We start from the raw sequence: 22082 nt of genomic DNA, 5'->3' as shown, positions 1-22082 counted from the left end.
AGGGAAAGGTTTGAAGCTATTAGCTCAATATTTTAACAGTACGGTAGGGCATACCGAATCTGACCCCAAAAAGGTAAAAGCTCAGGGAGAAAACGACCTCTGGCTTGTTAACGGAGACGCTAACATTTTAAGTCGATTCTGTGAACTGAGAATCAGCAATTGCGCTGAGAATCCCTCGCTATAATCTTTGATTTAGCGATGGGAGTATGTCAATTAAAACTATTACGATTCCGTTTTAATTGAATGATCATCGGTACTACAGAAGCTGCTCACATTTTGAAGATCTCTACGGCTCGTCTCAGAGTCCTTCTGATAGCAGGTAGAGTCGAAGGGGCTTACAAGACGGGGAAGATGTGGTTAATCCCTCTATTTAACGGCAGACCCATTATTAAACGAGGCAAAAGAGGTCCGGCTCCCCGTTGGCGTAATCCCAGAACCCCTGCGAAAACCATCATTCATGTCAACTCTCATAAAATTAGAGAAAATCAAAAACAAAATCTTCAACAGCCTGTGATTACAGTCAAGAAGTGGTGCGACCCGAGTGAGGAAACCCACTTCTTCCCAGACAATCAGCCATCAACGCCCTTGGTAGATTCACCAACAAAGAGTAATATCAATATTTATGGCAATGAGGTAGAAATACTGGGAGGATGTCGGGTCGTCTATCGTCCCAATAGTCCTAGATGTGGTGCGAGGGTTTGGATTGAAACGCTATATGATGTCAAAGTTACTTAAGTTAAAAAATTCTGCACAGGGGGTGTTCTTTGATTTTTATTTTGCATTTAGAGTTTCTAGTAAATCAATGAGTGCTTGATGAGTTGGATTCAGTTGAAGTGCTTGCTGGAGTGCAAACTTGGCAGAATCTAGCTGACTGCTTTGATTTTCCGAACTCAATTGAACAGCTTTTTGATAAGCAGAAACGGCTTGATCCAGCTTACCTAAACGTAAAAATCCTTCGCCCATTAGATAGTGAGCTTCAGCTACTGAAGGAGCCACTTGCAAAGCGATCTGAATATATTTGAGTGCCTGTTCAACGCGATCTTTTTCTAGCAAAACTCTCCCAAAATTTAAGTAAGTGTCATAAAGTTGTGCCGTTGCTCCAACAACTCCCAGAAAAGGCTGTAATGATGGATCTAAAAATAGACTCGCTGAACAGAACAACTCTTGCAGTGCCGGGGGAAGAATCACCTCACTTTTTGGTTTGAGTCTGTCAAGCATATCTTTTAGTTCTGTGTAGGAATAACCTAAACTCCTCAGCAAATCTTCTCCCAAAAATTCTAGATAATGAGAAGCAGATTGCCAAAGGATTGGATTCTGTAAATCTTCTTGCCAGCGATTTAAATTCTGATAGCTCGGTTTGGTTTCCAGGTGAATGAGGGATTGGTCTCCAAACTGCCATTTCCCAGAGGAAGAATTGCCGTAGCTAATTACTTCTGCATCAAAAGAAACATTAAGAAAACTACAAACCTTTTGAATTTCTTCTTCTGGGTTACTCAGTAAGTTTTCATATCTCAATACTAGACTGTTGCCCTGAAAGTTAAGCAATGCTTGTGCGAGCAAACCCGGCGCTTTTAGTAAATCATCCTGATAATACTGTATTTTCCACCAATCCTCTTGAACAAACGTGTTGAAGATAGAACACAAAACAGCTAGGGGATTCCTAATCAGTAAAATATATTTAGCATCAGGGAAGGTTCTGTAAAGATCGGGCAGAATATAATAATATCTTGGAGTTTTATCTAAAAAATATTTTTTGTCTGATCCTCGAAGCAATCCTTCATATAAATTCAAAGACATTTGTCGTACAGCTTGAAAATAAGCCTCTTTACCTTCGGGGTGTAAGTTCAAGAAGTTATGGAGTGCTTTCTGACTATTTTGAACACTATATTCAGCTTGATGTCCATCCCTACGCAGTGCGTAAAGAGGATGTAGCATAATCCAAGGTTCAGACACCGTATAAATTTCTCGATGGCTTCCTAAAATCCTCTGAGTCAGGGTAGAACCAGCACGAGGCTGAGAAATTAGAAATATTAAATTCTTCTGGGAGAAGGCAGCCATTAAACAAACCTCGAACAGTAGAAAATAGTTTTGTTACGTCATTAAGTAGCGAAATTTATGCCGGGTTCAGTCTGTTATAGGCAGATGAATCCCCCTTAACTGACTTGCTTTCGATGCCTTCAATGCTAACAGGTAAGTTTCCTGCAATTGTTACCCGTTGAACACGACGGGGCTGAGAACCAAAATCATCGATTCCATAGTGTTGGGTGACTCGGTTATCCCAAAAGGCAATATCGCCCTGTTCCCAACGCCAACGGACAGTATTTTCAGGACGCATGATGTAGGACTGCAACATCTTCAGGATTTGTCTTGACTCATCTACGGAAAGTTCTCGAAACTGACGCACAAAAGCGCCAATAAACAAGCTGCGATCGCCAGACTCTGGAATCACGCGAACGACTGGATGCAATGTTTGGTATTCAGTGGAGGTGAAAACTTTGCCCAATTCTTGTCGCTTTTGAGAGATATTCACCGTTGCTGCGGCATAGTCATTATAGGTATTGCTGTGAACGGCCCAAAGCTCGTTAGCCAAGCTACGCAAGGGTGCAGGCAAATCTTGATAGGCTGTTACCGTGTTTGCCCATAGTGTATCTCCCCCGACTGAAGGAATTTCAACTGCACGCAAAATTGAAGCCAAGGGAGGACGATCAAGAAATGTTAGATCTGTATGCCATTGGTTTGTGCGGTTATCCATGCGTCCATAGTCGAATTCTAAGATCTCTGGATGACCCGGCAAAGATGGAAGCATTGGATGTGCAGTGGTCACAACCCCAAATTGTCGGGCGAAGGCAACTTGACTAACCTCGGTAAGCTGCTGCCGTCGAAAGAAAATTACCTTATATTTGATTAATGCTTGGCGAATGTTATCAACGGTTTCATCGCTGAGAGTTTGGCTCAGATCGAGTCCGAGTATTTCTGCCCCAATCCGTCCAGCTAGAGGACGAATATCAAAGTTTTCATACTCATCTGTTTTTAGCCGTGCTGTTATTTGAGTTGTGCTATCCATGAATAATTACTCCTAGTTAAAAGTTAATTTCAACGCCAATAAAACTTTTCACAATATTGTATATATTCGTTTCTCTGAATATTCCCCGATGAAAACCAAGCGATATAGCTTCGTAACTCTTCGCAAGGCAAGGTGGTAATATCTTTAATATATAAAATTTCTTGAGATTCCCAATTCACAATATTGGTTGAAAGCAGACCGTAAAATGCTTCTTCCCATGAATGAGCAGTTACATCAGATTGATGATGAGTTATCTTTGTATTCATTGATGAACTACCAGGCTTCGCGTTTGCTAAAGCATGAATAATGTCCATCGTGTGAGTTTGATATAAGTCATTTGCCTTCTCTGGATTGGGGTTGTTCTTGTTGCGTAAGCACCACTCCTTAATTATTAAGGTCGAGAGTCGATCTGACAACATCCCGATAGAATTCATCCCCACTCCTAGCTCGGTTTGTGCTTGACTCCCGTTATACTGGGGACGATTGAGATTTTTATAGTTTTCTATCATACTTGCTTTTAAACGAGCAAGCTTATTTGATAAATCAGGTAATAATGTTTCTAGAGGAAGAATATCAGAGGATAACTTTAAAATATCTAGAAGTTTGTAACTTTCAGAGGTCAAGCCCTGAAAATAGGACACGAGTTGCTGTTTTATCTGCCAGTTTTGTTCATCCATTAGTTTTTAGGGTGGTCGGTTTAATGTTTAATAACGTAAGCTGTGGGACAAGGATAGTGAAGGGCTTGAATTTGAATATTCTTTTCTTCAAAGAATTGATCGGCTCCTCGTGCTTCTGACCATTGATGATAGGCATATTCATCGAATACGACCATCCCTCCAACAGATACTCGGTCCCAAAAGGCATTCAAGGCGTGATAGGTGGGATATTGTAAGTCTAAATCTAGATATAAACAGGATATTTTTAAACCCGGTCTTTGATCAACAAACTCTTGAGCAACTTGTGAAATATCACCTTTGACGAGATCGTAGCTGTTTCGATCAAACCCCGCATTAGCAATGAGGTCGTGAACAAACTTTTCTGCTCCTTCTTCATGTTGGTAGCCTCTCACCTCAAATAGACTTTTCATGGAAGCTTTGTCTTGTCCAGATAAAGAATTTAGTAACGATTCTGTATCAAAGTAGTCAAATCCTATCACTTTTTTTAGAGCGTTTGGTGCGAGGATTTTTTTAAGTTTTAGCCAAGTTAACATACCACTTCCCCTATAGACTCCAGCTTCTATTATATCCCCTGGAACATTAATAATTTGTTCAAAAATCAGGGTTCTGGCAACTAGCTTGGCTAATATTTTCGTATCATCACTAAAAATAAATTTCTCAAAGGCGTCATAAATCTCACGTTGCTTTTGTGTTCTTGTTTCCAAAGTCACTGAGTTATCGGGTTGGGAAAGCTTGTCAATTTCCGGTTTAGAATTATTCATAAAAGCTTCTTCCTAATTTTGCTTGATATCAAAGGTCTGGATTTTTTACAACTTTCAAACTATCTAATCCTACATCTCTCCATAAGTTTACAGCATAACTGGTGAGCAGCCCAGAGGCTTTTTTATCGTTGATACAAATTCGTTCTCCTGTAGGCACACCAAAAATGGCAATATTATAGCGAAGTCCGTGGTTATCTAATAAAGACAATGTGGCTTCACGCATTTCTTCTGTGCGGGCGGTGAGCAAAATAACAAAGTCTTCCTTAGAAATTTGATGCCAAAATTTATTAACTCCAGGGAGTAAGATGTCACCCTCTTGCTTGTAGCCATTATGTTTAAGAATAACCCCATCAATGTCGATTAACCAAGTTTTGGGTAAACAACTTAAGACTAATTCTGTCATCTTACCACAGTCTCCAACCAATATAATCCATTATAAAAACTAGCGAGTATTGAGTCATAGTCATCTTTTACATATCCTGATAATGAGAGCCAAATCAAAGAATGTAACAGGCGAATAACAGGCATTTGTGTCGGCAATTTTTCCGCAAACATTGGTTCTAAATCTTTCCAGTCATTACTTTTTATATCAAGATAAACTTGTTTTCCGATAATTTTAAGCTGAAATTGACGACGGTTAAAACAATCGTAATCTCCGACAACTGAGTAGTACAATTTTGCCCAATCATACATCGGATCGCCGTACAGCAAGCTTGAACCAAAGTAACCTCTAGGATCGATTAGCCAAGCTTGGTTGTAATGATCTATCAGCATATTAGAGAAAGTCGGATCGCCATGAATAAGTGTAAATTCATCAACTTGAATTTCATCAACAAGTTGAGACAACCAATTTTCATATTGAGTATGAAAGGGATTTCGACAGAACAAACCATTGACTTGAATTGTTGGCTGGTCGAAAAAAGGAATGAGTTGAGCAACACTATTAACACGACTATAAGTTTTCTGAAGGTAAACTTCTCTTATAACTTTGGGGTCAGCAACTTTTTGGACGCAATGATGGAGCCGAGTTAAAGTTTGAAAAATGTCAGTCAGAATCTCTTTTTTTTGCTGAAAGTCAACTTTTAACTCAAAAGGATGTGACCCGATAATTCTAGAGATAGTCATCGGGTGTTCAGACAGTAAGGTTGGGGTACGATCAAATCCAAGTGAGTGAACAACGCGATACCAATTGCACTCTCTATCAATTAATTTCTCAAATTCTTGAACTCGCGCTTTTTTGATGACTTTATTTTCTGAAATCTCCACCGAGTTAAAGAAACGACTAACGAGTTTTGTTGCTTGATATTGGGTGAGATTATCTAGAGTTCCAAGTTCATAGGTATTATCAAGAAAAATTTCGTCAAATTGTATGGGTTGTTGAGAGAGCCAACGAACATACTCTCCTGATGATGGGATATCTTTGAGAACGGCTTTATTTTGAAATACGAAAAATCCGGCTATTCCTCGTTCCGTTGAAGCTTTCTCTACACAAATTCCACTGTTATCATAAGACCAGCGACATTTGAAAGAACGACTGAGGCCAATCCAGTTCTGTCCATCAATCAGACAATTGGGTATTTTTTCAAGCAGTAAATCACACCAGACTAATAAAAATGGATCGTTATCAGTAATATAGGTTAAGGCTCGATCAATACCTGAGAGCGTTCCTTTGGTTTCTGCTAAAATTAACTTCACGGAAGCTTGGGGAGGAAAAACCCTTAGATATTTGTCTAAAACGTCATAAAGATAATCTCCTATGACTAGAAAATTGGCCGATGGAAAGCGATCAAAAAAATGATAGATGAGGGGTTGACCCGCAACTGAAAGTAAACACTTGGGTTTATTCCAAGTATAGTGTTTTAATCGAGTGCCTTGGCCACCTGCTTGAACAATTACCCAGGGAATTTCCTGTAGCTCCACGATTGCCCCATTATCTCAATAGAGATTTGAATACTTATATATAATATCATGTCTGCATAATCTTCGGTACATTCATATTTGAAATCGAGGCTAATTGATGGACATGAACAATCCCAATTGGTATCTTGTCTTTGACAACAAAAACATTAGGTACTCCTTTATTTTTGAAAAACATGAGTAATTCTGAAATCATCATTTCAGGGGAAATAGAGAGAGGTGAGGGGGTCATGTATTGACTTACGGGTTCTTCCAAAGACACTTCAGCTTGTAAACTTCGACGAAGATCTCCATCTGTGAAAATCCCAACGTATTGATTTCGATGATTAACAATCCCAACACATCCTAAGCTTTTAGAATTCATTTCGATAATGGCTTCTTTAATGGATGCGCTCAAGTCAATTAGAGGCATTTTATCGTTTACATACATTATATTCTTCACCGGAACAAGTAATGCACCTAAATTTCCCCCTGGATGAAGTTCCTTAAAATTATCCGATGTAAAACCTCGTAAAGACATCACAGTTATAGCTAACGCATCACCTAAGACAAGTTGACAGGTTGTTGATGTTGTCGGTGCTAAACCGTTAATACAGGCTTCGGGAAAGTTAGGAATTTGTAAGATAATATCTGCAAAATGGGCTAAGGAGCTAGTCGGATTTTTAGTGACGATAATAATGGGTACTTTTAGGCGTGAAGCATATTGTACTATGTCTAATAGCTCAGTGGTTTGACCGGAAGCGGAGAGTATAATCAGAACGTCTCTGCTATCTAATAAACCTAAATCTCCATGACTGGCTTCTGTGGGATGAACAAAGATTGAAGGCATTCCTGTCGATGTAAATGAAGCCGCTATCTTCTGACAAATATTACCGCTTTTTCCCACTCCAGAAACGACGACTTTACCTTTACAGTCTCGGATCGTTAGTACAGCTTGTGACCAGGAATCATCGATAGTTTCATGGAGTTTTACCACTGCACTAATTTCTTGTTCCACAACCGTTTTCAGTTGCTTCTTAATCATTTCATTAATAGACATTTTAGATCTAGGGCGTTATCGTAATAGTTAGCACGACTTGACTTAAGTTAAAAACCAAATTTCAAAGATTAAGGTTTCTTTTTACTGATCATTCTCCTTCGCTTCATCAAACAACATCATCTTCCAATTTTTGTGACTCTTGAATTCCTTCAGATGTTTGAGGGAACTTAAGAGTTCTTTTTCATATTTGTAAGCATACTCTTTTTCGTCAATTAGTTGGGTTTTTACGGAAGCCCAGTTCGTCAGACTTTCTGGGTCTCCGGTTAAATAAGCAACATTTTTGAAGCTAGCAACTTCTACTCCGCAATAGTCTAAATGACTCTTGAGATGTCTTTCGTGATTTAAGTTATTTCCATCTAGATTGTTATAGATATAATTCAAGGCTTTTAAGCTAATCATTGATTCAAATATACTGAGGTAATTTTCAACATTTTGGCTGCTACAAATTGCATGGCGATCGTTGTAGCCGTTGTAATTTTCTCCTGTGGGTATCCAGACTAATTTTGGATCGAGTAAATTTAAGGGTGGATGTTCTACCAGCCATAATAAATCTGTTCTTGTGATTATAAATCTCTGATAATCAGAACCACTTTTTTTCAAATTATGTAGTCTATCCCAGAGTTTCCAATAATTGAAATTCAAATGAAAGCCTGAACCTCTACGCCCCTTTATTCCTCCTAGCCAATTTCCTTCAATTTCAAAGTATTTATGCCATTGTTTCTGTTGTTCGGGAGTGAGTTGATTGCAAAAGTTTTCTAAAAAGTCTTGATATCCGTTTTTTCCATCTTCGTAGATACAGATGTCAACGATATTATAATTTCTAAATTTGTCTATAGACGCTTCATCTTCAGAACTCATTTGAGATACACAGAAGACTAAATCAGCATTTAAAGGCTCAATGACTTTTTCAATCAAGTTTTGATAAGTTAAATTGACTGCCCTCAAAGTCCCTACTATACAGATAACTGGGCGATTTTCTACTGCTGTTACATTTTGAGTTGATGTAATATTATCCATGATAATTTCTTAATTAAATACGGTGTGAATTGTCGGGCTTGGGTTGCAATTTCATCTGTTCCTGTAAGACCTGCTTTAATTCAAACAAATCTACTTTAAAATCAGCATTTTCATCAAACTGATCGTGCGTCATAAAGTAATGTTCTTGACCAAGCCCTTTAAATTGGGTAAAGAAGAACGGTGTAGGAGAACTTTCGGGGTACAAAACTAATATTTTAATTTTTCCGGAAAAGAGAGTTGTTGCTAAACCTGCACCGTGAGGTGCTACAATAACTTCCGCTTGAGTAAAGAGTTTCACTTGTTCTCTAAACGACATCTTTTCAAGAAAAACCACTTTAAATCCATAGTTATTTAGGTATTGAATAATTTCATCTTCATTCAAGACTCTCCGATGTTTTGCATGGGCGCGGGAAATATAGATGCGTTCAGTGGGATTTTCAACGGTCGCGAGATCAAATTTCTTGAACACACAGTTTCTAATATATTCGTAATACTCAGAAGGCAAAAATCCATTTTCACAACGACTCACATAAGAGGGCATAATCAAACGGTCTACTTTAACCCAAGAGCCTTGTGGAACCGATATCGTGTCAAAATTTTCTGGTAAAACACAGGATAAAAGTTCTTTAAACGAATTCGGCAAAGTGTCGGGTACAAGAACTGTTAATTTTTGATTGGGTCTTGCAAGCATAGCCGAATAAATTCGGGGGATGGAGTCATATAGAAAGTGCCAAAAGTTTTCGGCTGAAAGCGAAAAAATGTAGAGGGCTGCGATCGGTAGATGTTGGGACCAGAGAAGTTTCAGGCGATCAAAGTACGCAAGCCTCCATCTGGCAATTGTAACTCGATACTGCATACCTGAATCAACAATTGCCCTAAAGTCTTTTGTACAGATAGTTCCTAAACCCATATGTACATAGGCGGGAACCACATCACATACAAATATTTCCGAGCGCTCAAAATAATCTTTTTTGTAATAAAGACAAATCTTGAGAAAATCTCGGTCAATCTCATTGACTCCAAACGGCACTTTTTCAGGAGGAAACAAGACCTGATAGTTTTCAACATTATCTCCTAAAGTTTCTTTAGGGTGAATGGTTTGTCTGAATCGCAACAGCCGCAGTATAGGAATAGAGTCTACAAGGGTAAAGATTAAATTGTTCTTAGATAAAGGGGCATTAGGATGGTCAATTAAATGGGTTTTTATCGCTTTTAATCGTCTTTGCCTCTCTTCATTGAGCAAAGCCAAATAACGCTGAGAGATACGCCTTTGAACTTGAGCCTGAGTTTTCATCATAATAGCCATTAATACGGTACTAGCAAAGTCTTTAATTTTATATTCCTCTTTAGCTTTTGTTATAACTTTCTCGTCGCCTTGAAAAAGTTTGACTTGTTAATTTCATCTCAGTCTTGATAAAAAGAGCATAGATCATCAGATTATACAAATAATCGCTCAGTCGATAAGAAGTAAAAATCTGAGGATTAAATGTCTTTTTTGGGCGATCATGATCTTGCCAATATATTGAAAGCAGCTTTCCTCTTTTTGTCTCTTTTGCCTTACATCCGTATGGATAAAAGTGAGATGTAAATGATTTCCTCGATAACGAATCATCTTGACACTGAAATGCTCCATGAACAAGAAAAGGGTGCCATAATAGCAAATCTCCCTTGTTCAGATACATTGGTTTTTTTTCAAGTAAATTGTCGGAAGATATTGACATAATTTTCTGGATAAATGCCTGATGAGTAGGATAATCTTTCCGATTAACTACCTCTAGCTTATGAGATTTTGGGCAGACGAAGAAGCTACCACAATTCTCTTGAATGTCCTCCAAGGAAAACCAAGCCCCGATTAATTTTCCTGGCGGGTTAGTATCTAAATACCAAGAGTCCTGATGCTCAATTGTGCCTGTTGATTTATCGAAGAACATATTCTGCCAAGAGATATGCTTCGAGTACCCACTGATTGTATTTAAAACATTAGAAACACACGGATCGTAAATACAGTCTTGCATCCGCTTTGAGAACTCTGGAAAAAAGGCTAATCGACTGGCATTTTCCATAGATTCCTTAATGTAGCCTTGCTGAGTTAATTCAACTCTTACGCAGCGCTGAATAGACTGAGAAAAATATATAAAGAATGGATTATGTTTGATCTTCTCATAAGCATCAAGGAATGAATCAATTTTATCTAACGGAATTGCTTTTTGAATCACTACATATCCCTGTTCAATATAGTGGTTTTTGATTTCAACAGTTTGATCGAGGTTAAACTTTATCATTTTTATCACTTTTGTAATTTTCTATTTCTTTGATCAGGATCATTGACTTTGAACTGAAGCTTTACCCGTGTCATTTTGAGCATTGGTCTGCTGAAATTGGTTTGCATGAGGCCACTTGAGATGCCTTGCTCGCTCGATCATTTCTCTCGGGTTAGGTAACGCTGAACAAAGCAATTCCCACTTGGGGCGATCATCATTTTCACCAATATTGATAGATGGCAGACCCTGACAAACAGCAGCATGATGGGTATCGTAGAGATGAGAAAGCAGATCTTTGTCTGCTACTGTGTAGGGAAATCGTGGCATTCTGTAGAGATTGGCTAGAAACTGGCCGCCTGCTACCTGATATTTCACCATACTTTTAATCCAGTCTGGCTTAGGGCGAGTAGTATACAGAATCAAAGTATCTGGATAGTAGTGTTCAAAGGTCTCTCGAAGCGCATAAAATGGAGTATCGGAAAGGGTATGGTATTGCTCTACGATCCGACGCACATCTCGGACATTTGCCCGAAATTGTTTGAGGATCTCTGGGTTATGTTCTCCTGGTTTCCAGATGTGCAACGACTTGAAGCCTAGCATTTCTGTCGCCCGCGCAAAGGAAGTAGTGCCTGTTCGTGGAAGGCCAACATTAACAATACAGGGTAGTGTTTTCATAGAATCTGTCGAGACTAAAATTTTAATTCAGATTGAATCTCACTTCAAGCAGTGTGCTTGGTCATCCTAAGCTGCGTTGGCATTAATACAGTATTGCGGCGTTGAGGAAAAATGGGACGATGATTCATTAGTTCTAGCTGATAGCGAGAAACAACCATCGCCAGAGCCAGTTTTAGTTGATAAAGGGCTATTTCTCCTCCAATACACCCTCGCATTCCCCCACCAAAGGGCAAAAATTCATAGGGAGAAAAGCGATGATTTAGAAAACGCTCTGGTTTGAAGGTTTCGGGTTGGGGATAAATATCTTCGCGATGATGAATCACATAGGTTCCCACAGTTACCAACGTCCCCGGATCAAGCTGGCGATCGCTAATTTTAGTGGTTGCTTTCACTAGCCGAGGAATCATAAACATAGTAACGGGATACATCCGCAAAGTCTCATTACAGACTGCACTTAAATAGGGGAGGCGAAGGAGATCAAGCGGGTCAGGAGAATTGCCTAAACTATTGAGTTCTGACCATAATCTAGCTTGAATTTCAGCATCGCCATAAACCCGATACCAAGACCAAGCAATAGACGCTGCGGTTGATTCATTTCCTGTAAACAACAGCGATAAGACTTGACCTAATAATTCTTCATCTGTTAGAGAGTTTCCCTGTTCATCGGTCGCCGACATTAATAAGGTGAGAATATCTGGTTTTTCTAAGTCAGGATGGCTGCGACGTTCCGCAATTTCGCTATAGATTAACTCTTGCATTTGCTGACGTTCCTTAAGAAAATTTCCCCAAGGACTGAATGAGCCAAAATCCTGTTGTAAGAATCGAAAAAATAAGGGAATACCTACAATGTTGGAGGCAAATAAACCGATCATCTCAACCATCAAGCGTTTAATTTGTTGATAGCGCTCTTGCTGATAGGAGCCAAACAAGAGCTTAATCATCACTTGCATGGATATCTCTTGCGCCGTCTCCCAAACCAAAAAAGGTTGATGGGCGGGTACTGCTTGCATGACATCATTCACTAAGTCACAAATTAACTGCCCATAGGAGTGAATGCACTTGCCATGAAGTTTTGGGATCAACAGCTTTCGCACCTGTTGATGACGCATACCTTCGAGGGTGAAAAAAGAACTGTCTCCAAAGATTGCCTTCAGTTCACTGTCAAATGCAGTCGTAGTCAAATGCCCATGACGGTTTTCAATAATTTGTTGAGCCGCTTCCGGTGTGTAAAAGACCACCAGAGGGCGACCAAAATCGATTCCCTTTGCCCAAAATCCATCTGAATAGGTTCGGTAAGCCCTTTCCCAATAGCTAACTGGATTAGTGATGTATTCAATTCTCTGCATCCAGATCGGTATTTTTAATGATTCAACCTGTGTCATAAGCCAACTTTAATGAGTCAATTTTTGGAAAAGGAGGAATGTTTTGATCGTTAGATGTATCGCCTCTCATCAATCGGAAAACATTCCCTAAATTAGTTTAGCTTCAGCTAAACGTTCAAACAGTCCAAGACTATTTTGTGGCGACAATAATACCGCTTGGCGCCCAAAAATCACAATAAATTCGCTTCATTTGGGTGAATCCCGCATCCCGCAAGCATTGTTCATGGTCACTCCAAGAATAAATCATCCCCCCCTCGTGCGGAATTGAGACAAAGTAGGATGAATCAAGGGCAGCCATCAGGGGACCATCTTCTTCATCGGATGTCATCATGTTAAAAATAACGACGGAACCTCCCGGTTTTAGGGCTTCATAAGCCCGACGAAGCAATGTTGTATTCTTATCTAAAGACCAGATGACTAATACATGAATAAACAGAAAACAATCTTGATTTTGGGGAAATTCATCAACAAAGATGTCCGCTCCCCTCACTTGAATTCGGTCTGTTAATTGATGTAGATCGATATGATTTTGAGCGATTTTACAACTGTCTGGAATATCCATCAACGTAATCTGTACGTTGGGGAAAGCCTGAGCTAAAGCAATGGAATTGGTTGCATCTCCCCCTCCGACATCCACAACTGTTTTGAAATGAGAAAAATCAACCTTTTCAAACAATAAAGGGTTCACTAATTTTGACCAAGATCCCATAAAGTTATAGAATACTTTGTCAAGTCCGGGATTCTCGTGCAAGCGATTATATAAATCTGGCCCTTGACCTGGGAATTGTCGCAAACCGACATTTTTATTCTGATGTAAAGATTCTACATAATCAATCGAACCGCGATAAACAATCTTGGCTTCAAAGAGAACAACATCGTAGAACTCTTTCCAAGTGTTTTCTAAAAACAGCATTTGAATGACTAAACTATTGCGATATTTATCGTCAACTTTTTGAATCAGTTTCAACGCTGTTAGTCCCAGCAATAAAGCTTTAGTCGGATAGTCGGCGAGTTGTAACTTTTGACTAATTTCTGCTTGGGAAAGATCGGGGTGTTTCCAGAGCAGTTCAAAGACACCCAGTTCACAGCCAGCATACAGATTTTGAAAGGCGGAGTGACCGTACAAAAGTAGCACGAGGTCATCCATTTTTAAGGTATCTTTATTGCTATTGATCAACTGCAACATTTTCAAGTCGCTGTGAGCTTGACCGTTGGGTTGGGAACTCGCAATACCCTCTTGAGATACCGACAAGGGTTCAAAATTTTTGACCATAAATTTCTCCTGAATTTCTGACGAACTGCCAACGGGTATCAATTAGGAAAGTGTCTCACTTTTAACCGCATATTTGCTCGATAGAGACAGATATATACCCAGTAAAACTATACAACAAAATACCCCATTTAAAACATTTAATTGTTCGCTCAAGATTGTCCAAGCAAAAAGAGCGCTAATCACGGGATCAAGGAGCATCGTAACCGCGACAACTCCCGATGATAAATAGTTAAGAGAATAGGTAATTAGTCCTTGACCAATGACTTGACAAACCAGAGCCAAAGAAATAACAGCCCCCCATCCTAGCCATGACACAGGAAAAAATTGATCGCCTGTAATGATCAAGGTAATTGTTGTTACAAAAGAGCCAATGGTACAACACCAAAACATTAGAGTTTGAGCGGAAAATTGGGTGATCAAGTGTTCCATAATCAGCAACTCCAAAGCAGAAGAAATTGCAGAGAATACAGATAATAAATCTCCCTGTAATTTATTGATTGAGTCTGAGAAATCGTTAAAACCAATCAAGATAGCGCCGATAATGGCAATAGCCATACCCATTAAAAATTTGCTGTCATAGCGATTTTTATATAAAATCCATCCTCCCAGTGCCGTTAAAAGGGGTCGCAAACCATGTAAAATTGTCACAGAACTCGCAACAGTTGTTCGAGACAATGACCAAGCCCAGAGGAGTTGAATAGCTGCATATAAACTACCAACCAATAACAGCAACCCTATGTTTTTCGGCGTATAAAGCTTTTGTTGCTCCTTGGGTGAATTGTCAGATAAATGTTGGCGAATTGCCCGGATTCCATTTCCAACCGCAAAGACCAGACTCGCCATCCAAAAGCGATTAAAAATGGTCGTATTGGGACTAATCTCGCTTATGCTAAATTTCATAAAAATTGGAGCAAGACCAATGGCAAACAGTGCTGTTAAAAGGAAGGCGAACGGTAAAAAAACAGTTCTTTTATCCGATAACTGATTGAGATTTTTGAGTTGGTTTTCCATACAAATAGGGGTGATTTCATTTCAACTAAACTGTTTTTTCTGAGGCTAAGATCTCAAGTTCGCTATCGGGAATTCTGGGGAACTGATTCAAGATTAAATATGCCCGTAGTAGTCCCGGTGAACCGCCAAAGAATAGGCATAATCTAATAGAGTTCCCCAACTCAAAACCGGAAGATTAATCGCTTGTTGAATCGCACGGGCAAAGGGTGGAGTTCCCGAACATTCTAAAAGTAAAGCTCCCATATGAGGATAACGTTGATAAAAATCCACCGCCAATTCGGTTAATTCCTGTTCAATTTTGTCGTAGTTCGCTCCTCGTAATAGGGGATCGGGTGACATATAAAGATTGGTGATTTCCGAACAACAACCCGACTCTAACATTCCCTCAATCACATAATTACTATTGGGCTGAATTCCAACCGCTTCTAAATGGGCAACAGTTAAAACATCTTTTGAGAATACAAGAATTCCCACAACTTTATCCTTCCCGATCAACTGTTGAGCCAAAGGAACTTGAAGTAAACTCGACATAAAAACGGGAACATTAACATAGCCGGCAATTTCTTTTTGAAAGTAAGCAAAATAACCACATTCCCCCGCGATCGCCCGACAGCCCATTTTCTCCAGTTTCTTAGCGGCTTTTTGAATCGGTTCTAAATAGGGAGTTTTATCGGCTTTGAACAGTAACTCTTTCCCGTCTAAACCTTCAGCAATTTCATATTGAATGGGAAACGGATAAGCGCTGGCGTTGCGGGTATCTCCGGGAAAACCTGGATATTGTTCGTCCAGAATAATAATACCTAAACCCATCCCATAACAATGACGATGGGGTGAAGTTTGGATATAATTAATTCGGTGATTTCTTTGTTGATCTATCATTTGATTTGATCTACTCCTCTCCATCTGCCTTTCATGTACTGAGCCAGCCAATAAGATTCGGTTTCTGATAGAGGTTCCTTAATTGATTGGTTGGGGGGAGTCGGATGATTGGGCAAAAATCCGCCTCTGGGTTTCCCAGTTTCTACATTTCCCCACATCGCTCTGAATGCAGGTGTATCGGGCAATTCTCGATTATTAAATGGAGAAAACCAAACCCTTAAAAGTAAGCGATCGTATTCCCCTGACTCGATTTTCCAAGAAGAGCGGGCATGATAAGTCACATGATTGTTTGTAATCAACCAATCGCCCGGTTCTAACTTGAACATCATTCCTACTTTCAATCCAATTTCCTCTAAAAGTTCCAAACCTTTCTGTTGTTTTTCCGTGAGTCGGGGCGCTCCTGCTATGGATTGACTCAAACGAACATAAGCACTGGAATATTGAGTGGTGAATTTTCCGTTATGAATACACCATAAAGGATAAGTTATCCAATTATTTTTTCCCTCAAAAAAGAAAGGGATTTCTTTAAACAACTCTTGGACGATTTCGGGATGAGATTGCTGCATTTCATTGTAGATGGTAATGGCACTCGCCAAGCGATTTTCGCCCCCTTCTCTGGCTTGTCTAACGCAGAGTAAACTATTAAGATCACAGCGATCGCAATGAAGCTTAAAAGCATCATTGGATTGTTTCCCTTCCTGAGATGAATCTGGAGCTTCTGCTCTAATATAGGTAATAAATTGTCTAGTTTCCCGAGAGGGCGAATCAAAGTCTGAATTGGATTCTCTCACGGGCATACCCATCTGTTTGCACAGTATTAGGTAAACCTCTGCGAGTTCTTCTTCTGAATATTTATCAACTGGAAACCCTTTTAAAAGAACGGCTCCTGTTCCATTTTCCAATTCTTCGGAAACGCCTGCGAGAGTTTGGCGGAGTTGAGCAAACTGAATCCCTTGATTTTTAGAGACTTTTAGAGTGTGAATTGCCGCGTCAATTTCGGCGAGTTCTTCTGGAGTAAATCGATAATTCCAGTAGGGTGAATTGATGATTTCATCACCTTTCCACAGGCCTGGAAGATTAAGTAAATTAATCATATTTTCCTTCATTTTTTTGGTTCTATTCCTACCCATCTAACTTTCAGATATCGATCCAACCAATAAGATTCTGTTTCCGATAACGGTTCATTAATCGCTTGGTCTGGCGGAAGCTTATGATTAGGCAAAAATCCCCCTCTAGGTTTTCCTGCTTCTACAGATCCCCAGATGCTTTTAAAAGTATCCGTGTTCGGCAATTCTCGACTATTAAGCGGAGAAAAACAAACCCTTAGAAGTAAGCGATCGTATTCCCCTAACTCAATTTTCCAAGAAGAGCGGGCATGATAAACAATATGATTATTCACCATCAGCCAATCTCCCGGTTCTAAGGTTAGCGTTACCCCCATTTTACTCCCAATTGCTTGTATTAAATCCAAACCTTGTTTTTGCTTCTCAGTCAGTCGCGGCGCTCCTTCAACGAATTGACTTAAACGGGGATAGGTACTAGAAAGTTGGGTGGTAAATTTGCCCTTGTGGATACTCCATATTGGATAACTGATCCAACCTTTTTCTCCCTCAAAAAGCCAAGGCATCCCTTGAAATAATGCTTCGGCAATTTCTGGATGAGATTGAAGCATTTCGTTGGCGATCGTAACGGCACTTGCCAAACGATTTTCTCCACCTATTCTTGCTTGTCTAACACACAATAAACTCAGCACATCATAACGATCTGTGTGAAGTTTGTAAGCATCATTAGACTGTTTACCATCCTTAGATGAATCCGCCTCTGCTCGGATAGAGGTAATAAATTGAGTTTTTTCCCGAGAGGGAGAATCAAAGTTTGAATTGGATTGTCGAATTGGAATCCCCATTTGTTTACACAGTGTTAGGTAAACCTCTGCGAGTTCTTCTTCTGAATATTGATCGACGGGAAACCCTTTTAAAAGAACGGCTCCTTTTCCATTTTCTAATTCTTCTGAAACCGCTTCTAAGGTTTTTTTGAGTTGAGGAAATTCAAGGGGAGAATTACTAGAGGATTTGAGAGCATGAATCGCCGCTTCAATTTCTCCAATTTCTAGGGAACTGAGTTGGTAATTCCAGTATTGAGAATTAAGTAGCTCATCCCCTTTCCAAGCTGCGGGAATCTTGAGTATTTCCATTGTATTTTCCTTAAACTTCATTCATTTTTAACTCCAAACGAGCGACTGAAACCTGATAACTATTAGGGCGTTGGGTTGGGATAACGGGCGTGAACTTTATCGATTTCTGCTAAAATTTCTGGGCTTAATTCTATATCTAAACAGCTTAGGTTTTCTTTTAGCTGTTCGATTGTTGAAGCCCCGATAATCGTACTGGCCACAAACCAGCGCGATCGCACAAAAGCTAATGCTAATTGTACAGGAGTTAAACCATATTGATGAGCAATTTCTACATAAGCTTTAACTGCTTCTTGAAAATAGGGTTTGTGATAGCGTCTGTCAAATCCGGGGAACAAATCTAATCTAGAACCTGCGGGAGTTTGGGAGAGATATTTACCCGATAGATGCCCAAAAGCCAGGGTACTATAGGCAATTAATCCAACGTTATGAAAATGACAGGCTTCTGCTAAATGAATTTGAAAGACTCGATTGGTTAAATTAAAAGCATTCTGAATAGAGACAATTTTCGGCAATCCAAACTGTTTGGCTAAATGACAAAATTCACACAATCCCCAAGGCGTTTCATTACTCACACCCAAATAGCGAATTTTACCCGCTTTCACTAAATCTGCAAAGGCTTCTAACTGCTCTAAAATCGGTACGGTTTCTCGCTGATAACGAGGATCATAATCGGGAGCGCCAAATAAAGGAACGTAACGATCCGGCCAATGAATTTGATAGAGATCAATATAGTCGGTTTGTAGACGTCGGAGACTCCCCTCTACGGCTTCCTGAATGTTCTGGCGATCGATTCGACTTTTGCCATCCCGAATCCAAGTAATTGGTAAAGTTTGATCTCCCGATGGGCCGGATACTTTCGTACCAATAATGAATTGATCTCGTCGCTGTTTGCTCAACCAATGACCGATGTATTCCTCGGTTTTACCTTGGGTTTCTGCACGGGTAGGGGCGGGATACATTTCTGCGGTATCGATAAAATTAATGCCTTGATCGACGGCATAATCGAGTTGTTTTTCCGCCTCTTCCAAGGTATTTTGATCGCCATAATTCATCGTTCCCAAACACAATTCGGAAACCAACAAGTCACTATCACCGAGTTGTTTATATTGCATGATATTTCTTCACCCTGTTCGCTTAACTCAATTCATACCGATGCTAAATCCCAACAACTTTTTGCCAGGTTATCGGTTGCTCAACCACTCCAAAAATCTGCTGATTGGGGTCAAGAGAATCTGGATTAATATAAGTTCCAAATAGGCGATCAAAAATTGTAAAATAGCTACCCATGTTATAAGCTCCAATTTGGGTATGATGTAGACTGTGATAGCGAGGTGTCACAAAAATCCACTCTAACATTCCCATCCAAGAACGCCATTGAACGTTAGAATGAGTCCAATTTTCATGCAAAGCTCCGAGCAAGCCAACATAAAACATCACCTCTGGCGGAATTGAGAGAAGTGGAAAAGCAATAAATCCAACTTGAAACAAAAATCGACTGGTAAAACTGGTTCTTTGAGCGGCAAGCCACCATAATTGTTGAATGGAATGATGCCATAAATGAGTTTGCCAAAGATATTTGTTATGGTGCATCCACCAATGACAAACATAATACCAAAAATCTTTGATGAAATACGCTAAAATTAACCGCACCCAGATCGGCAAGGACAGCACTCCAAACCCGCCCAATAATTCCTTGAAGGAGGCCGGAATTAACAGCTTGATCAGATCGGCATAGACATAGGAAATAATGATGGTAAAGAAAATCGAGATCAGCGCCGCCCCAAAGTCTTTGACAAATACCTCTGCATATTTGATCTCCCGCAGAGGATCTGGTTTTTCTAAAAGTATCCAAACCAGCGCACCTGTAACAAAAGTAGCTAACCATCCGATTATGATTTGTGTAATCATTTTTGTCTAATTGATTGGTTTCTTAATTCATGCTCAATGCAGCTACACCCCAACAATTTTTCGCAGGGTGACAACGGCGTTATCTCCTGATGCAAATTGTACTTGATCCGGTGTAACTTTTTCCGGATCAACATAAGTACCAAAAATGCGATCAAAGATAGTAAATAAAGCCCCTAAATTTTTGGTGTGTGAACCCGTTTGGGTATGGTGTACAGAATGAAAGCGAGGAGTAACATAAAACCACTCAATCACCCCCATCCAAGAGCGCCATTTAACATTGAGATGAATCCAGTTATCGTGAATAATGTAATGAATTCCCACAAAAATCATAATTTCGGGTGGAATACCCAACAAGGGAAAGCTGAGAAATCCTACTTTAAATAGCAGCACATCTGTTAAACTTTCCCGTTGCGCCGCCAGCCACCAAAGTTGATCGATAGAATGGTGCCAATTATGGGTTAACCACAGGGTATTATTAACGTGTTTAATCCAATGGGTGACATAAAAACTGAAATCTTTTAACAAATAAGCAATCAATAACCGCACCCATAAAGGCAGAGATAATAAGCCAGTCCAACCCATAAAATCCATCAGGGATGGAGAGATTGTTAGTCTGACCAGCGCCACAAAAAAATAGGCGAGAATAATGCTATAAACAGCCGAAATCATGGCGGCGCCGAATTCTCTGGGGAAGCGAGAACGGTATTCAACCGATCGCAGTGGATCTTGAATTTCCCAGATCCAAAAGATCATTCCCGATAGAAATAAGACCAACAATCCTGTCAAAGTTTGAGCGATCATATTACACCTTACTTGAGTGATAAATTGGAGAATTTAAAGGGTTCAGATTCTTCTAAAAATGGGTAATCAATATACCCCCGTTCCGAGCCTCCCGTAAACGTTGGCCGATGATAGGAATTGAGTGGGGCATTGAGAGCAAAACGTTTGGGTAAATCAGGATTGGCAATAAATAGCCTTCCGTATGATACTAGATCGGCATCACCCTGAACAATGATAGCTTCTCCTGTTTCGCGAGTATAGCCCCCGGCTGTTATTAATGTCCCGCTATATAAGGGACGAAAATGGTGGACGCCAAGCTGTACTTTTTTTTCGGTAAAATCATCGTGGCTGCCTTTAATTCGGGGTTCTACAATATGCAGATAAGCCAATTTCAAACGCTCAAGCTGAGTCACCACATAGTTAAATAAAGCTTCCGGGTTGGAGTCATTCATATCTTGAAACGTGCTACTCGGAGATAGGCGCACTCCCACCCGTTGAGATCCCCAAACCTCAATTACGGAGGCGGTTACTTCTAGCAGTAAACGGGCGCGATTTTCGATGCTTCCGCCATATTCATCCGTCCGTTTGTTGCTATTATCTTGTAGAAATTGATCGAGTAAATAACCACTCGCCCCGTGAATTTCGATGCCATCAGCCCCCGCTTTCAAGGCATTTTCTGCCCCTTGACGATATTGAGTAATAATTCCGGGAATTTCTTCTGTTAAAAGCGCTCTGGGGACGACAAAAGGAACTTCTTCCCCGGTTGCAGTTAAGGCTTTTTCTTCTCTCGGGGCGATCGCACTGGGAGCAACGGGCAATTCTCCATTGGGTTGCAAGGACGGATGAGAACAGCGTCCACCGTGCCACAATTGCAGAAAAATGCGTCCTCCTTTGTCGTGTACCGCTTGAATAACCTGTTGCCAACCTGCGATTTGTTCTGGGCTATAAATTCCTGGTGTTTGCGGTAAGCTTGTGCCTTGGGGAGAAATTTGAGTCGCTTCACTAATAATTAATCCCGCAGAAGATCGTTGAGCATAATAGAGGGCGTTAAGGGAAGTTGGAGCATTATTTTCTCCTGCGCGTCTGCGCGTTAATGGAGCCATCACAATTCGATTGGATAGCTCTAAATTTCCCAGTTTAAAAGGTTCAAGTAGCTTTAAATAACTCATCTTATATTATCAGTAATTAGCTATCAGTTATCCTTGTGTAGGGGCGGGTGAGGTGACAATATGTGTAATTCATTA

22 protein-coding genes and 1 pseudogene are annotated in these 22082 nt (G+C 40.0%); 2 read left to right on the top strand and 21 right to left on the bottom strand.

Annotated features, from left to right (window positions below):
- Both VB836_RS17155 and VB836_RS17150 read left to right on the top strand, forming a co-directional pair.
- Window positions 1-184: pseudogene (locus tag VB836_RS17155) on the top strand (RNA-guided endonuclease TnpB family protein); the annotation flags it as partial.
- Window positions 185-243: 59 nt separating this feature from the next.
- Window positions 244-735 carry a hypothetical protein gene (locus VB836_RS17150; protein ID WP_046277778.1) on the top strand — a complete coding sequence of 164 codons (492 nt, stop codon included), beginning with the start codon at window positions 244-246 and terminating at the stop codon, window positions 733-735.
- A 36-nt stretch (window positions 736-771) separates the two neighbouring features.
- Here VB836_RS17150 and VB836_RS17145 read toward each other — a convergent pair whose 3' ends face one another.
- The 21 genes from VB836_RS17145 to VB836_RS17045 all read right to left on the bottom strand — a co-directional run bounded on the left by VB836_RS17145 (window position 772) and on the right by VB836_RS17045 (window position 22007).
- Window positions 772-2058 (bottom strand): sulfotransferase, encoded by a 1287-nt coding sequence (locus tag VB836_RS17145; protein WP_323220955.1) that lies wholly within the window; start codon window positions 2056-2058, stop codon window positions 772-774.
- 55 nt (window positions 2059-2113) lie between these two features.
- Window positions 2114-3064, bottom strand: a complete 951-nt coding sequence (locus VB836_RS17140; RefSeq protein ID WP_323220953.1) for a TauD/TfdA dioxygenase family protein — start codon at window positions 3062-3064, stop codon at window positions 2114-2116.
- A gap of 29 nt (window positions 3065-3093) precedes the next feature.
- Window positions 3094-3741, bottom strand: coding sequence for a hypothetical protein (locus tag VB836_RS17135; RefSeq protein WP_046277775.1), 648 nt, complete (start codon window positions 3739-3741; stop codon window positions 3094-3096).
- A 20-nt stretch (window positions 3742-3761) separates the two neighbouring features.
- Window positions 3762-4502, bottom strand: a complete 741-nt coding sequence (locus VB836_RS17130) for a TylF/MycF/NovP-related O-methyltransferase (RefSeq protein WP_323220951.1) — start codon at window positions 4500-4502, stop codon at window positions 3762-3764.
- Window positions 4503-4530: 28 nt separating this feature from the next.
- Window positions 4531-4905, bottom strand: coding sequence for a hypothetical protein (locus tag VB836_RS17125; protein WP_323220949.1), 375 nt, complete (start codon window positions 4903-4905; stop codon window positions 4531-4533).
- Complete coding sequence (locus VB836_RS17120; protein ID WP_323220947.1) at window positions 4902-6422, bottom strand: NTP transferase domain-containing protein; 1521 nt, start codon at window positions 6420-6422, stop codon at window positions 4902-4904. The genes VB836_RS17125 and VB836_RS17120 overlap by 4 nt, the downstream gene beginning before the upstream one ends.
- Window positions 6423-6468: 46 nt before the next feature.
- Complete coding sequence (locus tag VB836_RS17115; RefSeq protein WP_323220945.1) at window positions 6469-7458, bottom strand: KpsF/GutQ family sugar-phosphate isomerase; 990 nt, start codon at window positions 7456-7458, stop codon at window positions 6469-6471.
- Between the two features lie 81 nt (window positions 7459-7539).
- A complete protein-coding gene (locus VB836_RS17110; protein WP_323220944.1) occupies window positions 7540-8475 on the bottom strand; it encodes a hypothetical protein in 936 nt (311 codons plus the stop codon).
- Between the two features lie 13 nt (window positions 8476-8488).
- Entirely contained in the window at window positions 8489-9772 is a 1284-nt protein-coding gene (locus VB836_RS17105) for a glycosyltransferase family 61 protein (protein ID WP_323220942.1), read from the bottom strand.
- Window positions 9773-9821: 49 nt separating this feature from the next.
- Window positions 9822-10757, bottom strand: coding sequence for a phytanoyl-CoA dioxygenase family protein (locus VB836_RS17100; RefSeq protein WP_323220940.1), 936 nt, complete (start codon window positions 10755-10757; stop codon window positions 9822-9824).
- Window positions 10758-10796: 39 nt separating this feature from the next.
- On the bottom strand, window positions 10797-11411 hold the full coding sequence (locus VB836_RS17095) for a sulfotransferase (RefSeq protein WP_323220937.1): 615 nt from the start codon (window positions 11409-11411) through the stop codon (window positions 10797-10799).
- A 44-nt stretch (window positions 11412-11455) separates the two neighbouring features.
- Window positions 11456-12793, bottom strand: coding sequence for a cytochrome P450 (locus tag VB836_RS17090; protein ID WP_323220935.1), 1338 nt, complete (start codon window positions 12791-12793; stop codon window positions 11456-11458).
- Between the two features lie 130 nt (window positions 12794-12923).
- Window positions 12924-14066: a methyltransferase gene (locus VB836_RS17085; RefSeq protein WP_323220933.1), complete on the bottom strand. Its 1143-nt coding sequence runs from the start codon at window positions 14064-14066 to the stop codon at window positions 12924-12926.
- A 42-nt stretch (window positions 14067-14108) separates the two neighbouring features.
- On the bottom strand, window positions 14109-15077 hold the full coding sequence (locus tag VB836_RS17080; RefSeq protein ID WP_323220931.1) for a DMT family transporter: 969 nt from the start codon (window positions 15075-15077) through the stop codon (window positions 14109-14111).
- A gap of 93 nt (window positions 15078-15170) precedes the next feature.
- Complete coding sequence (locus VB836_RS17075; RefSeq protein ID WP_323220929.1) at window positions 15171-15956, bottom strand: aspartate/glutamate racemase family protein; 786 nt, start codon at window positions 15954-15956, stop codon at window positions 15171-15173.
- Window positions 15953-17062: a TauD/TfdA family dioxygenase gene (locus tag VB836_RS17070; RefSeq protein ID WP_323220928.1), complete on the bottom strand. Its 1110-nt coding sequence runs from the start codon at window positions 17060-17062 to the stop codon at window positions 15953-15955. The genes VB836_RS17075 and VB836_RS17070 overlap by 4 nt, the downstream gene beginning before the upstream one ends.
- The gene (locus VB836_RS17065) at window positions 17059-18150 is read right to left on the bottom strand and encodes a TauD/TfdA family dioxygenase (RefSeq protein ID WP_323220925.1); all 1092 of its coding nucleotides are present in this window, start codon (window positions 18148-18150) and stop codon (window positions 17059-17061) included. The genes VB836_RS17070 and VB836_RS17065 overlap by 4 nt, the downstream gene beginning before the upstream one ends.
- A 62-nt stretch (window positions 18151-18212) precedes the next feature.
- Window positions 18213-19262: an aldo/keto reductase gene (locus VB836_RS17060; protein ID WP_323220923.1), complete on the bottom strand. Its 1050-nt coding sequence runs from the start codon at window positions 19260-19262 to the stop codon at window positions 18213-18215.
- A 43-nt stretch (window positions 19263-19305) separates the two neighbouring features.
- Window positions 19306-20058 (bottom strand): sterol desaturase family protein, encoded by a 753-nt coding sequence (locus VB836_RS17055; protein WP_323220921.1) that lies wholly within the window; start codon window positions 20056-20058, stop codon window positions 19306-19308.
- 42 nt (window positions 20059-20100) lie between these two features.
- A complete protein-coding gene (locus tag VB836_RS17050; RefSeq protein WP_323220919.1) occupies window positions 20101-20859 on the bottom strand; it encodes a sterol desaturase family protein in 759 nt (252 codons plus the stop codon).
- A gap of 8 nt (window positions 20860-20867) precedes the next feature.
- Entirely contained in the window at window positions 20868-22007 is a 1140-nt protein-coding gene (locus VB836_RS17045) for an alkene reductase (RefSeq protein ID WP_323220917.1), read from the bottom strand.
- Window positions 22008-22082 lie beyond the last annotated feature (75 nt).

Origin of the sequence: Limnoraphis robusta BA-68 BA1, from assembly GCF_034932365.1 — a bacterium.
Classification (GTDB): Bacteria; Cyanobacteriota; Cyanobacteriia; order Cyanobacteriales; family Microcoleaceae; genus Capilliphycus; species Capilliphycus robustus.
Note: the sequence above shows the minus strand (reverse complement) of the source record. Positions and strands in the feature narration are given on the sequence as shown.

Bases quoted from the DNA above. Each gene is read 5' to 3' on its own strand.
- VB836_RS17115 (WP_323220945.1), bottom strand. From the start codon at position 7,458: ATGTCTATTAATGAAATGATTAAGAAGCAACTGAAAACGGTTGTGGAA.
- VB836_RS17070 (WP_323220928.1), bottom strand. From the start codon at position 17,062: ATGAAGGAAAATATGATTAATTTACTTAATCTTCCAGGCCTGTGGAAA.
- VB836_RS17095 (WP_323220937.1), bottom strand. From the start codon at position 11,411: ATGAAAACACTACCCTGTATTGTTAATGTTGGCCTTCCACGAACAGGC.
- VB836_RS17065 (WP_323220925.1), bottom strand. From the start codon at position 18,150: ATGGAAATACTCAAGATTCCCGCAGCTTGGAAAGGGGATGAGCTACTT.
- VB836_RS17100 (WP_323220940.1), bottom strand. From the start codon at position 10,757: ATGATAAAGTTTAACCTCGATCAAACTGTTGAAATCAAAAACCACTAT.
- VB836_RS17060 (WP_323220923.1), bottom strand. From the start codon at position 19,262: ATGCAATATAAACAACTCGGTGATAGTGACTTGTTGGTTTCCGAATTG.
- VB836_RS17085 (WP_323220933.1), bottom strand. From the start codon at position 14,066: ATGGTCAAAAATTTTGAACCCTTGTCGGTATCTCAAGAGGGTATTGCG.
- VB836_RS17110 (WP_323220944.1), bottom strand. From the start codon at position 8,475: ATGGATAATATTACATCAACTCAAAATGTAACAGCAGTAGAAAATCGC.
- VB836_RS17145 (WP_323220955.1), bottom strand. From the start codon at position 2,058: ATGGCTGCCTTCTCCCAGAAGAATTTAATATTTCTAATTTCTCAGCCT.
- VB836_RS17080 (WP_323220931.1), bottom strand. From the start codon at position 15,077: ATGGAAAACCAACTCAAAAATCTCAATCAGTTATCGGATAAAAGAACT.
- VB836_RS17125 (WP_323220949.1), bottom strand. From the start codon at position 4,905: ATGACAGAATTAGTCTTAAGTTGTTTACCCAAAACTTGGTTAATCGAC.
- VB836_RS17045 (WP_323220917.1), bottom strand. From the start codon at position 22,007: ATGAGTTATTTAAAGCTACTTGAACCTTTTAAACTGGGAAATTTAGAG.
- VB836_RS17135 (WP_046277775.1), bottom strand. From the start codon at position 3,741: ATGGATGAACAAAACTGGCAGATAAAACAGCAACTCGTGTCCTATTTT.
- VB836_RS17150 (WP_046277778.1), top strand. From the start codon at position 244: ATGATCATCGGTACTACAGAAGCTGCTCACATTTTGAAGATCTCTACG.
- VB836_RS17090 (WP_323220935.1), bottom strand. From the start codon at position 12,793: ATGACACAGGTTGAATCATTAAAAATACCGATCTGGATGCAGAGAATT.
- VB836_RS17075 (WP_323220929.1), bottom strand. From the start codon at position 15,956: ATGATAGATCAACAAAGAAATCACCGAATTAATTATATCCAAACTTCA.
- VB836_RS17140 (WP_323220953.1), bottom strand. From the start codon at position 3,064: ATGGATAGCACAACTCAAATAACAGCACGGCTAAAAACAGATGAGTAT.
- VB836_RS17050 (WP_323220919.1), bottom strand. From the start codon at position 20,859: ATGATCGCTCAAACTTTGACAGGATTGTTGGTCTTATTTCTATCGGGA.
- VB836_RS17130 (WP_323220951.1), bottom strand. From the start codon at position 4,502: ATGAATAATTCTAAACCGGAAATTGACAAGCTTTCCCAACCCGATAAC.
- VB836_RS17105 (WP_323220942.1), bottom strand. From the start codon at position 9,772: ATGATGAAAACTCAGGCTCAAGTTCAAAGGCGTATCTCTCAGCGTTAT.
- VB836_RS17055 (WP_323220921.1), bottom strand. From the start codon at position 20,058: ATGATTACACAAATCATAATCGGATGGTTAGCTACTTTTGTTACAGGT.